This is a genomic window from Vibrio caribbeanicus ATCC BAA-2122, assembly GCF_000165125.1.
GTDB classification, from domain to species: Bacteria; Pseudomonadota; Gammaproteobacteria; order Enterobacterales; family Vibrionaceae; genus Vibrio; species Vibrio caribbeanicus.
Genome location: NZ_AEIU01000002.1, coordinates 97,970 through 110,940, shown reverse-complemented (window position 1 = coordinate 110,940; position 12,971 = coordinate 97,970). Strand labels below are relative to the sequence as shown.

The 12,971-nt window shown below is 40.0% G+C and carries 13 protein-coding genes, 1 riboswitch and 1 other annotated feature; of the genes, 4 read left to right on the top strand and 9 right to left on the bottom strand.

What is annotated here, in order from left to right; all coding sequences use genetic code 11:
- Both hisG and RH40_RS00495 read right to left on the bottom strand, forming a co-directional pair.
- Complete coding sequence (gene hisG, locus RH40_RS00500; protein ID WP_009599271.1) at positions 1-897, bottom strand: ATP phosphoribosyltransferase; 897 nt, start codon at positions 895-897, stop codon at positions 1-3.
- Between the two features lie 47 nt (positions 898-944).
- Positions 945-1,080: a sequence feature (His leader region), on the bottom strand.
- A gap of 170 nt (positions 1,081-1,250) precedes the next feature.
- A complete protein-coding gene (locus tag RH40_RS00495; protein WP_009599270.1) occupies positions 1,251-2,852 on the bottom strand; it encodes a Na+/H+ antiporter NhaC family protein in 1,602 nt (533 codons plus the stop codon).
- A gap of 109 nt (positions 2,853-2,961) precedes the next feature.
- A riboswitch (Lysine riboswitch) is annotated at positions 2,962-3,145 on the bottom strand.
- Between the two features lie 579 nt (positions 3,146-3,724).
- On the opposite strand from RH40_RS00495, the gene RH40_RS00490 reads away from it, so the two are divergent.
- Entirely contained in the window at positions 3,725-4,135 is a 411-nt protein-coding gene (locus tag RH40_RS00490; RefSeq protein ID WP_009599269.1) for an H-NS family histone-like protein, read from the top strand.
- A gap of 108 nt (positions 4,136-4,243) precedes the next feature.
- On the opposite strand, the gene RH40_RS00485 is transcribed toward RH40_RS00490, so the two are convergent.
- The 3 genes from RH40_RS00485 to RH40_RS00475 all read right to left on the bottom strand — a co-directional run bounded on the left by RH40_RS00485 (position 4,244) and on the right by RH40_RS00475 (position 6,323).
- On the bottom strand, positions 4,244-5,548 hold the full coding sequence (locus tag RH40_RS00485) for an inosine/guanosine kinase (RefSeq protein WP_009599268.1): 1,305 nt from the start codon (positions 5,546-5,548) through the stop codon (positions 4,244-4,246).
- A gap of 219 nt (positions 5,549-5,767) precedes the next feature.
- Positions 5,768-6,031: a hypothetical protein gene (locus RH40_RS00480; RefSeq protein ID WP_009599267.1), complete on the bottom strand. Its 264-nt coding sequence runs from the start codon at positions 6,029-6,031 to the stop codon at positions 5,768-5,770.
- Positions 6,024-6,323 carry a hypothetical protein gene (locus RH40_RS00475; RefSeq protein ID WP_009599266.1) on the bottom strand — a complete coding sequence of 100 codons (300 nt, stop codon included), beginning with the start codon at positions 6,321-6,323 and terminating at the stop codon, positions 6,024-6,026. The genes RH40_RS00480 and RH40_RS00475 overlap by 8 nt, the downstream gene beginning before the upstream one ends.
- Before the next feature lie 278 nt (positions 6,324-6,601).
- Here RH40_RS00475 and mnmA point away from each other — a divergent pair, with 278 nt between their 5' ends.
- The 3 genes from mnmA (at position 6,602) to purB (ending at position 10,055) form a co-directional block, all read left to right on the top strand.
- The gene (gene mnmA / locus RH40_RS00470) at positions 6,602-7,711 is read left to right on the top strand and encodes a tRNA 2-thiouridine(34) synthase MnmA (RefSeq protein WP_009599265.1); all 1,110 of its coding nucleotides are present in this window, start codon (positions 6,602-6,604) and stop codon (positions 7,709-7,711) included.
- A 27-nt stretch (positions 7,712-7,738) separates the two neighbouring features.
- The gene (hflD, locus tag RH40_RS00465) at positions 7,739-8,356 is read left to right on the top strand and encodes a high frequency lysogenization protein HflD (protein WP_009599264.1); all 618 of its coding nucleotides are present in this window, start codon (positions 7,739-7,741) and stop codon (positions 8,354-8,356) included.
- Positions 8,357-8,684: 328 nt separating this feature from the next.
- The gene (gene purB / locus RH40_RS00460; protein ID WP_009599263.1) at positions 8,685-10,055 is read left to right on the top strand and encodes an adenylosuccinate lyase; all 1,371 of its coding nucleotides are present in this window, start codon (positions 8,685-8,687) and stop codon (positions 10,053-10,055) included.
- An 83-nt stretch (positions 10,056-10,138) separates the two neighbouring features.
- Here the strand turns inward: purB and RH40_RS00455 are convergent, their stop codons facing one another.
- Genes RH40_RS00455 through RH40_RS00440 form a run of 4 tightly spaced genes read right to left on the bottom strand, consistent with a single transcriptional unit; the run spans position 10,139 to position 12,959 of the window.
- Entirely contained in the window at positions 10,139-10,669 is a 531-nt protein-coding gene (locus RH40_RS00455) for a DUF3833 domain-containing protein (RefSeq protein ID WP_009599262.1), read from the bottom strand.
- Complete coding sequence (locus tag RH40_RS00450) at positions 10,666-11,220, bottom strand: chalcone isomerase family protein (protein ID WP_009599261.1); 555 nt, start codon at positions 11,218-11,220, stop codon at positions 10,666-10,668. The genes RH40_RS00455 and RH40_RS00450 overlap by 4 nt, the downstream gene beginning before the upstream one ends.
- Positions 11,195-11,695 (bottom strand): DUF2878 domain-containing protein, encoded by a 501-nt coding sequence (locus RH40_RS00445; protein WP_009599260.1) that lies wholly within the window; start codon positions 11,693-11,695, stop codon positions 11,195-11,197. Before RH40_RS00445 ends, RH40_RS00450 begins: the two co-directional genes overlap by 26 nt.
- Before the next feature lie 19 nt (positions 11,696-11,714).
- Positions 11,715-12,959 carry an SAM-dependent methyltransferase gene (locus tag RH40_RS00440; protein WP_009599259.1) on the bottom strand — a complete coding sequence of 415 codons (1,245 nt, stop codon included), beginning with the start codon at positions 12,957-12,959 and terminating at the stop codon, positions 11,715-11,717.
- Positions 12,960-12,971: the final 12 nt, after the last annotated feature.

Genomic DNA, 12,971 nt, shown 5'->3' with positions numbered 1-12,971 from the left:
TTAACCCATCATTTTTTCGATCGGCAACACGAGTATTGAGCTCGCCCCTAACTCTTTAAGCTGTTCCATTGTTTCCCAAAAGAGATTTTCTGGACTCACTAAGTGCACCGCAACTCTATTGCTCTCAGCAGATAAGGGGAGAACTGTTGGATCCTCAGCACCCGGCAGTAAGGCTTTAATTTGGTCTAATTTATCTGTCGGTGCATGCAGCATAATGTATTTGGATTCTTTAGCCTGTTGAACGCCTTGCATTCTGGTTAAAAGTTTATTGATCAGGTTTTGTTTCTCTTCATCAAAATCACCACAGCGTTGGATGAGGATCGCTTTAGACTCAAAAATAACTTCCGCTTCTTTAAGCCCATTTGCTTCTAGAGTGGCTCCCGTTGAAACGAGATCTGCAATGGCATCAGCCAATCCAGCTCTGGGGGCAACCTCAACAGAGCCTGTCAGTACACAGGTTGAAAAAGGGACACCGATATCATCCATATAGGCTTTTAATAGTTGAGGATAGGTAGTCGCAATTCTCTTCCTCGCTAAGTCTTGTGGCTTCTTATAGTCTTGTTCCTTATCAATAGCTATAGAAAGTCTGCAGCCTCCAAAATCTAGTCGACGTAAACGAACAAAATCACACTGTTTTCCAGAAGCGAGACGCTCTAGCCTAACTTCCTCAAGTTCATTTTCACCAATAAAACCTAGATCAACAACACCATCCATAATCAAACCAGGAATGTCATCATCTCTTACAAGAAGAAGATCAACAGGCATATTCAGAGAGTGGACAACGAGTCTCTCACCCATCATATTAAATTTAACACCACTTTTTTTAAGGAGCGTTTGGCACTCTTTGCTGAGTCGGCCTTTTTTTTGAATTGCGATTCTTAGACGTTGTGTTTGCATTATTCAATCCCTGTCACTCTATAACTCTATATTTAAGACAATCAAATACGAAAAAACCCTCGGTAGTTCAGTGACTCCCGAGGGTTAAAATCTGTCTTGTTTACGATTAAAACGCCGGGGAGTTTAGTCTCCCAGGCATGCATACATCTCCTGAAAGACTAGGATATATGATGGTGGTGATGATTACCCATAAATGTACGCATAGTGATTATTCGCTTATTTCTCTGTAATTGTCTTTCACAGTAACCAAGCCCAGACAATAATTCAACCCTTAAATGCAACATTTTTAATTTTTGTTATATACAAATAAAAAGGGGGCTATTAGCCCCCTCAAAATCTCAATCGAGCGATATTCATTTAACTTCACATCGGGTTATTTTTGATTTTGACATAAATGACATGGCAAAACATACAACAATAAATGCGATGGCTGATATCAATAACGCAGCGCCGACTGAAGAGGTCAACCCAAGCGTAATAAAGCCACAGCATGAAATCAAAGCGACCGATAATGAGTAAGGCAATTGCGTTGCTACGTGGTCAATATGGTCACAACGAGCGCCTGTCGATGACAAAATAGTTGTATCAGAAATTGGTGAACAATGATCACCGAATACAGACCCAGCAAGCACAGCACTCAGCATAGGTAAAATAAGTGCCAAATCTGTTGCGCCAGCCATATCACCGGCAATTGGTAACATAATACCAAAAGTGCCCCATGATGTACCGGTAGAGAATGCCATTAAACCAGACAAAAGAAACAGTATGACAGGCAACCACTGAGGGGAAATATTTCCATGCGCAAGTGTGGAGAGATATTTACCAGTATTCATATCACCAATGACAGATCCGATAGTCCAAGCAAAGATAAGAATTAAGATCGCCCCGAACATCGACTTGGCACCGATCCACAATGTACGTCCAACTTCCTTAAGAGCAATTTTCTGTTTGACCACCGTTATTAGCGCAATGGCTAGGCCAACTAAACCACCATATATGAGAGAGGTTCCAACATCTGTGTTTTCAAAAGCTCCTAAAAGGGTAAACTCTTTGCCATTTTCGTTTAAGGCTAGTCCACCTGTGTAAAGCATAGATACAACCATTGCAATGATTAGCATAACGATAGGTAAAATCAGATCAGAGACCTTTCCCGCATCACTTTCCCGGATATCTAATTCTTCATTAAGGTCTCTTGCCTGCTCAAACTCTTCTGGGTGTTTTTGATTGAAACCTTCTCCACGAGATGCTGCAATTTCATGATCACGCATTTTGCCAACATCAAGACCAAACCAAGCAACAGCGAAAACCATTAGAAGCGCAAAGATTGCGTAGAAATTCATAGGGATAAGCCTGACGTAAGCACCAAGGGCTGAATACTCCGTAATACCGTGTGATACTAAAATCCCGCCGATTATGGTCATAATATATGCTCCCCAGCTAGAAGCTGGCATGATGACACACATAGGAGCTGCAGTAGAGTCGAGAACATAGGCGAGCTTTGCTCGCGAAACATAGAACCTGTCAGTTACCGGACGTGATATTGCCCCTACCGCTAAACTATTAAAATAGTCGTCAACAAAAATAAACACACCTAAAAAAGCAGCGAGAAGCTTTGAGCCTCTTTTACTCTTTACTCGACACTGTGCCCACTCTGCAAACGCTCTAGTTCCACCTGAGAGTGTCAGTAAAGCCGTCATCATTCCCAACAACACAAGGAAACCAACAATACTCATATTCCAAGTGTTTATGCCCCCATCTTCGATAAAGACGCTCGAGACCTGAGAGCCCGTGTATTTGAGTGTATCAATTGGAGAGTATTGGTTGAGTAAAAATGCTCCCAAAACGATACCAACACCTAGGGACAACAATACTCTGCGTGTGATAATAGCTAGACTCAACGCAATGAGCGGAGGCAAAAGGGATAACGGGGATTGTGCAAAATCGATTAAATTCATGATCTTCAGAAACCATTAGTAAGTGGTTAGAGATCTACTGCAGACGAATGTAGATAGAGTTTATTTACATTTGTGTGTGTTTAATGATGTTGAAGAACATACTCTCCAACCCTACAGTAGCGCTCCATAGTGTAACAATTTATAAACTATGGCAGTGTTAGCCCTTGTCGAGTCTAACCCCAACGACTTTCCATGATGAGATTAAGCCGCTTCGGCAAAATAACCTTTCTATACTGCTCTTTGGCATCACCCTAACAATACATACTCATTTATTTCGCACCTCTACCGCGAGAAAAATGCAGTGTCACCAATCAGCGCTTGGTTAACAACTTTATAACTTAATTCCCGCATTAGGTTGGTGTATTGTACGTATTTGGACTGTACTTTCAATAGAATACTTCAGATTTTTTATAGTATAAAACATAATCATTTATAGTAATATAATGATAAATATCAAGATAAATACTTACTTAGTTTCTTATTTATAGACATAAAAATATTTACTCGGGGAAATTTCACAGTATCACTTTTATCGTTAGTTTTGATGATGCTTACTATTATTATTTCATAAGAATTACATTTTTGTTTGATACAAAACTCCTATTTTTACGTAAGAATGGTTTTCTTGTTTATCGATAAAACAAAATTTAATTAACATTTGATATGAAACTATTTCATTAATAATAATATGAGAGTCATCTATCTGTTTTATGCAAATTGATTAATTAAATTGCATGAGTGATAGTTCAATAAGACCGAATATTGTCAGTATATAAATATTTTATGTAAATTTATGTTAGTTTGATTGTAATATCATAATTCCGGGTTTATTATTCTTATAACGCAAACTTAATATATGAAGAGATGGAAATATGTCGGAATTAACTAAGACCCTATTAAATATTCGTAGCCTACGTGTTTTCGCACGCGAGTTAACTCTAGAGCAGCTTGAAGAAGCTTTAGATAAAATGACAACAGTTGTAGAGGAGCGCAGAGAAGCTGAAGAAGCCGATATGGCTGCTCAAGCAGAACAAGAAGCAAAATTGGCTGCCATCGCGCAACAAATCTCTCAAGACGGTATTGATGTAGAAGCTCTTATTAGCGCGCTAGCCGGCGAAAACAAAAAAGGTAAGGGTAAATCAAAACGTGCCCCTCGCCCTGCAAAATATAAGTACGTTGATGCATCAGGCGAAGAGAAGACATGGACAGGACAAGGCCGCACACCTTCTGCAATTCAAGAGCAACTAGATAAAGGCAAAAAATTAGACAGTTTCTTAATCTAGTTTCTATTTATCATGAACATAAAAAAGCGCTCTAAACGAGCGCTTTTTTTATATTTAACCTGAAACAAAAAACTAAAATTCATTTAAATTTATAAATCTAACTAAAATTTAGCGTTCCCAATAAGCTTCTTCTAGACTATCTTCTCTTTCAGGAAGCCCACGAGACAGACGTGGGGAGTGCTGAGCTAAAACTTCATAGCTTGCTCGATTGGAATATTTGCATACTTGAGAAAATGACGAATAAGTTAGAAATGGGTGTGCGTGTTTACTAGAGTTAGGAACATTTTCCTTATGGTATTTATTCGCCGCCATATCATGTAATAAAGCTGACAATGCAGCATCACCCGCACCGTTGGTATTTTTGATTTTTTCCGGCCCCCCCATATATGGAGAAATATGAGAGTATACTTTGATAGGATTTTCGCACAGACCTTTACTTGCAGGTCTACTGAACTCATAACGATTAAATTCCGCGATACTTCCAGGTAATAAAGGTAAAGAAGTTTCTCGTTTTGTAGATTCTTCCGTAAAACCTGCCATAAACAAGCCAACGGGGCCAGAAGTACATAATACGAGGTCTACCCATTCTAGCGCTTTGTCGGCAGCAGCTAACGGGTCAGTTTCGCCAGTAAGTGCTTCAGCTTCATCTTCATTCATAGCAACAACACTAACGTGTTCATCCAAAAATTCCTGCCAAAATTTTGGATCGTCTTGTATGACAAACTTGGTTCCAAGGGTCAGAACCACGGGAACTTGGTACTTTTTCGCGAACTCAATTGCCTTCATGGTTGCTTCAGGCATTGGGTCGCCTTCCTTACATCGAACAAGATATGCGGTTAGAACCAGAGCCGATGCATTAGCAAAAATTTGTTCAGGTATACTACCCGGGTTCAATTGATTCATCTGTCCTTCGCTAATGGCAAAGGTTCGCTCACCGTCTTCTGTAATCAAAGCAAAACAACGGCCTATAGCACCATCGACACCTTGGAGGTGATTAAGATCCATTCGACTAGAAGTGTTACAAAGGTAACGATACCCATAGCTCCCGATTTTAATATCTTGGCTCATGACACCCAAAAGAGTCGAACGGTCATCGGCTAAAACAGAATAATTGTGCAAAGTATTTCCTATTGTTCCACCCGCATATTCATTAGTGATCAACCCATTTTCTTTCAACTCAGTATATAAGGATTCAGCTTTCTCATCGTCAATAACTAAACTGTGTCCTTTACTTAAATCATATTTCGAAATCAGTTCACTACTAACGTTCGCTTCAATATCAACCAAAGTTTGGTCAATGCCGATAATGTGTGTCCGCGACATAATTTTACTTTCTTGAGATTGACTCACTAACGGATCGCGTGCGTGGACAGGAAAATAGTGTTTAGACTTACGTTGACCTGGAAATTTCATATATGTCGATATTCTAAGTGGGATGAAAGAGCGCGAGATTTTACAACGCGCAACTAAACTGAGCAATATACTGAAACATTAGCAAACGTTTGCTCTGTTAAATAATTAAATGATTTTTACAATTTAATATCATGCCTAATACTCTGAATACATAAAAAACACAAAAAAAACATATGTACCCAGGTGAATATTAGTACGAATAATGTGTATTCACATTTCTCACTCCTCCATAAAACCTAAGTCTGGAAGACACCGCAAATTATTTGTGTAACGTTTCAAGTTGAACTTATTATCATTTTCAGCAATATCATAAACTTCAAGACTTAGAGCACAAGCCATCATTTCAATCGTATCTTGCCTTGAACTTCCTGACATCATCAGTCTTATTAGTGTTTCTTTAACAATAGCTGGATTGCTATCTTCTATTTGATTTTCAATAATTTCAATTAATTGGCTTTCTTTTGTAGTTTGATTTTCAGTCACTTTTAATAAGTTCTTCTTTATTAATAATAAGGTTCAATATTACATCAAAATTATCTAAGAAGATATTTTCTCTTTTGACAATATTTCCCGTGTTTTTTTCGGTTATATTCTCAATATACCCAAGTGACTTCAAAATGCAGGATTCAGAGCGATGCCACAGTGTTGAGTTCAAGGAAAATAACGCAGCGAAATAGTCGACTCTTACCAAGTTATTTGACGATGAAATCGGCGCTGTGGCACGCTCCCAAAGGGCGAGTTGTCTTGCTTTACATGCGTCGTTACCGATTTTCAATTTAGATGACTAGATTTTCAAATCGTTGCCTTGCCTGTCAAGCAAGTCATTCTCGCTGAATCTAGCATCTTGAGGTTACTTGGGTATACAACCAAATGACTTCATGATACAAGATCCTAAACGATTCCACAGTGTTGAGTTTAAGAAGAAATTTCTCTAGATGACAAGCACCTCCACGTGAACAGATAAAAATGATTTGTCATTCTCGTCTCTGATCTGTCCCCAATCGAACCTTTCTGATAAAATCTTCTTCTAGTTAAATTCAGTGGTATTTCACAATGTCCGAAAACAGTAAAAAAAAGGTCATCGTCGGTATGTCTGGCGGTGTTGATTCATCTGTCTCTGCCTATCTACTTAAGCAACAAGGCTATCAAGTAGAGGGGCTTTTCATGAAAAACTGGGAAGAAGACGACAATGAAGATTACTGTACAGCAGCAGAAGATCTAGCTGATGCCCAAGCTGTTTGCGATAAACTCGGAATACACCTACACACCATTAATTTTGCTGCTGAGTACTGGGATAATGTCTTCGAGTATTTTCTTGCAGAGTATAAAGCAGGTAGAACACCAAACCCAGATATCCTCTGTAACAAAGAGATAAAATTTAAAGCATTCCTAGACTTTGCAGATGATGTCCTAGAAGCCGATTATATTGCAATGGGACATTACGTTAGACGTTCCTGTATCGAGTCAGATCAGAAACCTCAGATGTTGCGAGGACTAGACGGTAATAAAGATCAGAGTTATTTCCTATACACCCTTAGCCATGAACAAATTGGCCGTAGTCTTTTTCCTGTAGGTGAACTTGAGAAACCAGAGGTTCGCCGTATTGCCGAAGAACAAGGCTTGATAACAGCTAAGAAAAAAGATTCGACGGGAATTTGTTTTATCGGTGAACGTAAATTTACCGATTTTCTATCAAAATACCTACCCGCTCAGCCAGGAAAAATTGAAACTCCGGAAGGTAAAGAAATTGGTGAACATCAGGGCCTTATGTATCATACATTGGGTCAGAGAAAAGGGCTCCACATCGGTGGCCAAAAAGGTGGAGGGGGTAACGAAGAACCTTGGTATGTTGCCGATAAAGATCTCAAGCGTAACGTTTTAATTGCTGTACAGGGTGCAGACCACCCGTTGCTCAAGTCGGAAGGATTGATCGCCTCTCAATTGCATTGGGTGGACCGTTCTCCTCTTGTTTCAGAAATAAAATGCAGCGTAAAAACACGTTATCGCCAAAATGATATTCCATGCACTATTGTTCCCATTGATAATGGATCGATAAAAGTTATTTTTGATAATCCTCAGGTTGCTGTTACACCGGGTCAGTCAGCTGTTTTTTATCAAGGTGACGTCTGCCTTGGTGGTGGCATCATCGAAGAGCGTCTCTAATTTAGTTTTTATTCAGGAGTATATAAAGTGTCCAATACACTTTACGATCGTACTATTGCTTTTGCGGGCATCTGTCAGTCTGTTGTCCTCGTCCAGAACGTCGCTAAAAATGGTGTTTGTGATTCGGACGCTTTTTCTACTGCCATTAATGCCATAATGAATCTTAACCCCCAAAATACGCTTGGCGTCTATGGACAAGAATCTGATCTAAAAATTGGGTTGGAATGCATAACAAAAGGCATTGATGGTAGCCCATCTGGTAGCGAAATTACTCGCTATCTTATCGGCTTACTGGCACTAGAGCGCAAGTTGAACTCACGAAGAGATGCCATGTCGCAACTCGGCGACAGAGTTCAGATGATTGAACGTCAACTCGAACATTACGACCTACTTGATGAACAAATGCTCGGTAATCTCGCTAGCATCTATCTTGATGTTATCAGTCCTATTGGACCACGAATCCAAATTGCTGGAACACCTGCCATATTGCAGCAATCGATTAATCAGCAAAAAGTAAGAGCCTTACTGCTATCTGGAATTAGAAGCGCAGTACTGTGGCGCCAGGTCGGTGGCAAACGTCGACATCTTATATTTGGGCGTAAAAAAATGATTGATCAGGCAAGTATGATACTCGCTCGGAGTTAGTACTTTCAGCAACCATATTATACCCAAGTAGCTTCAAAATGTAGGATTCAGAGCAATGTGACAGTATTGAATTCAAGAAAAATAACTCAGCTGAATAATCAGCTCTTAACAAGTTGTTTGACGTTCAAATTGGTGGTGTGTCACGCTCTAACAAGACGAGTTACCTTACTGAAGCTAGCATCTTGAAGGTACTTGGTTATACGTCATTAATGAATTTCGATAAAACAAAATAAAGAACAAGCAAACGTTTGCTTTGCCTAGTGACAAACGTACCTTAAGTTGGTATAAAGCTCAAAAAATTCAACTACTCAATATCAGGAGAAGAACTATGGAACTGTCAGCACTGACTGCTGTTTCCCCAGTTGATGGTCGTTACGGAAGTAAAACGGCGACTCTACGTGAAATTTTCAGTGAATATGGTTTGCTGAAGTACCGTACGATCGTAGAGATCCGCTGGCTACAAAAACTGGCTGCAACGGCTGAAATAACTGAAGTACCAGCTTTTAGTGGGCAAGCAAATGATTTTCTAAATGACCTTGCGGAAAACTTTTCTGAGAGTGATGCCAATAGGATCAAAGAAATAGAACGAACTACCAACCATGATGTTAAGGCTGTTGAATATTTCTTAAAAGAAAAGGTTGCAGAGGTTCCAGAATTGCACGCAGTAAATGAATTTATTCATTTTGCTTGTACGTCTGAAGACATTAACAATACATCGCATGCTTTGATGCTGAAAGAAGCACGTGACTCGGTCATATTGCCTGAAATGCTCAAACTTATTGATGCATTGAAGTCTTTAGCAGAAGAATATCGCGATATTCCGTTGCTATCTCGTACTCATGGTCAGCCTGCCTCTCCCTCAACAATGGGTAAGGAAATGGCCAATGTCGTATACAGGATGCAAAGACAGTATAACCAAGTAGCTAATACCGAAATCTTAGCGAAAATAAACGGTGCTGTCGGTAATTATAACGCTCACCTTTCAGCGTACCCTCAAATAGACTGGCACCAATTCTCAAAAGAATTCATTACCGAATCTCTTGAGGTCTCTTGGAACCCATATACAACTCAGATCGAACCTCATGATTATATTGCTGAGTTGTTCGATGCGATAGCTCGCTTCAACACCATCTTAATTGACTTCGATCGAGATATTTGGGGCTATATTGCACTTGGACATTTCAAACAAAAGACGATTGCTGGAGAGATTGGCTCATCAACAATGCCTCATAAAGTCAACCCTATAGATTTTGAGAACTCCGAAGGGAACCTGGGGCTTGCCAATGCGGTATTTAGCCATTTGTCGCAGAAATTACCTATCTCACGCTGGCAACGCGATCTCACCGACTCTACCGTTCTAAGGAACCTTGGTGTTGGTGTTGGTTATACAATCATTGCCTATACTTCAACCCTAAAAGGTATTAGTAAGCTTGAAGTAAATAGAGAAGCACTACTCGCAGAACTTGACCAAAATTGGGAAGTGCTAGCTGAGCCGATTCAAACGGTTATGCGTCGTTATGGTATTGAAAAGCCATATGAAAAATTGAAAGAGTTGACACGAGGTAAACGAGTAGATGGAGAGGCAATGTATCACTTCATTGAGAATCTTGAGCTTCCACAACATGAAAAAGAGCGGCTACAACAAATGACACCGGCGAATTATATCGGCGAAGCAGTGTCATTGACAGACAAAATATAATTTAAAAAGAGGCTGACGCTCTCAGTCAGCCTCTTTACTCTAGTGATTTCAAGATGCTAGTTTACTTGGGTGCCTATCACTGGTTATCTCTTTTGAAAAAATAACGTAATTTCTCCCACTTCAACACCAAATTTTTTAATTTTGGTTAAGTTAAAGACATGATCTGTATCTTGCCTGTAGAGCCAATCATCAAAAGCAACAACAATTGGGCTTCCCTCATAAACTAACTCAAAATCATACTTCCACTGCAGCGCATTACCCACTTCTTTTCCATAAGCTTTTCCAATGATATCGTCTGCACTGCCTATGTATTCGTTGCTCCCATTGCGAATAATCGTCCAAACCCTCTGGGTCTTTTCACCATCATCGAACACAAAGTCTTCGACGAGAGTTAAAGTGTCCCCATCAACCTTACCAGTGATGGCCACCTCAAAACGCCGCGTTTGTTTCCCTGTATAATCTTGAATCATTCCCCAAGCGGCACTGTCACCCTCAAAATATTCAAATAAGTTAAATTTGGGCTCGGAATTCTGGTACTGGCTGATGTCATTGCTACATCCTGCAGCAAATAGCACCACCGACATGAACAGCAAAATTTTCAAACTTTTTATCATTTCCTATCCCCTATTAGTCCTTTCCTTAATTTTGGATACTCTGTTTTAGGTGAGAGCCAGATAGCCAAGAACGCATCGTTAAGTTTTTCATCTTCTATTGTGCCGATCAGTCGTGACTGTTCATTTTCTGCTGGAGAATAGAAAAAAGAACCTTTCACTCCATTCGTAACGTAAGTCAAATTGTGCCCCTCACTGACGCCTGGGAAAATATTAGTAACGATCTCTTCCCAACCGGGAATTAGCGTTTGGTCATAACCAAGCTTGTTCCACTGCTCAACGGTCGCTTCGACTAACGCCGCTTTCGAAATATCCCTTTTATAAGTGATGGAGAGTGCCAAAGGGTGAGGTGTAATATCATCTTCTACAATATAATCACCATCGGGCGTGTAAAGTTCAGATGAATATACATCAAAAAACAACACGCTAAGCTCAGCACTACCTGCTTTGGGCCATTCACGCCAACTACTCGTTGTAGAAACCGAAAAAGCATTGGAAGTGAAAAAACTGAGAAAAAAAATAGTGACCCTAACTCGCCACGTTTTGCCGTTCATAGCTAAAAACCTTGAGTAACACATAAACGATTACGAACCACTCTACCGTCAAAGCCGTCATCGCTATGTTAAAATCCGCAGAAAAAGATACCGCTCCCAGCTTTTCACCACCTAAATAACTCATACTCCCTCCTACTGCCCCGCATGTTGAAATAAGAAAAAAGGAATAACCTTGTATCACTTGATAGAGAAAATAAGCGTACCAAACAAAAACCAGCCACAGACTAATGAGCCAAATGGGTAAACTCGACTGCTGAAAATCTAAAATACCCAATTGAATATTTACGTGGTCAATCAAAATACCAAGAGTCGCAATAAAGAAGAATTTGAACCATGGAAAATCAGTAGTGGCCTTGGTCAGTAACAGTGTAAAAATCGCCAAACCCAAAGTGATATACTGGGCGTTATAATTTCCAACAACAGCCAACACCCATAAGCTTTGGAACCAAAGAGATATGGCAATAAATTTCTTCATGATCCGTCCTCTGATAACACTAAGGGCGCTGGAAAGTCATATGTACAGTGCTGATTGTTCTTGCTCTGAACCCACCTTCACAATAGCAAAAATAGTAGTTCCACATCCTCGTGAATCGCTCATCAAACCCTATGCTCTCAACAGTTTCCAAAGCATGATTAAAACGTAAGTACCACTGTCGTAAAGTATCTGCATAATCTTGGCCTATATCATAGAGGTCTCTCAATACAAGATCACTGTGGTTTGTTGCTGTTTGTGTAAGGGCCGTAATTGATGGTAAAAAGCCTCCAGGGAATATATATTTTTGGATAAAGTCCACGTTATTGCTGTAATATTCGTATCGTTGATCCGCAATGGTAATGGCTTGGATCGCCATTAAACCACCAGACTTGAGAAGTGACTGACATTTTTCTACATATGAGGTTAAAAACTGTTTCCCAACAGCCTCAATCATTTCGATAGAGACTAGCTTATCAAACTCTCCTTTCAGTAAGCGGTAGTCTTGTTTGAGTAAGGTAATACGTCCCTCTAACCCTTTTTTCTTGATGAGTTCTTCAGTATGTTGGTGTTGTTCTTCTGATATGGTGGTAGTAGTTACATGACAACCATAGTTTTCAGCCATATATACCGCCATGGCCCCCCACCCCGTGCCGATTTCAATAACACGATCATTGGACGTGAGTTTTAATTGTTGGCACAGGCGCTCCATTTTATTAATTTGAGCCTGCTCTAACGTATCGTCGCTATTTTCAAATATTCCCGATGAGTAAAGCATCCGATCATCCAAGAACGTTTGATAAAGCGCGTTACTCAAATCGTAGTGAGCCTGGATATTTCGCGCAGAATTCACTAACGTATTTCTCTTTAACCAATGAGTAAAACGGTTTGAGTATCGAGATAGTATTCCAGAACGACTCTCTATCGAGTCCAACGCAGCCATATTTCTTGCCATGAGCTCCATCAAAGCTGTGAGATTGGGGCTCTCCCACCATCCATCCATATAAGCCTCCCCTGCAGCTATACTGCCCCCCTTTAAAAGACGTGAGTAAAAGCCCGGGTGCTTTATTTCTATCGTTGCTTCGAGCCCTTCGCGAGAATGAGTACCCCAAAATTGATGTGTTTGAGGAGCCATTACTTCGAATGATTCCACTACTTTTAACGAACCAACACTGAGTTTGTTGAGGCAAGAGAAAGCCAGTTCTCTTGCTGCTTTTTGTAATACTGTCAGCTGCTTTGATAAAGTCAGCGTTTGTGAGTCAATCATTGTCATTCGCTC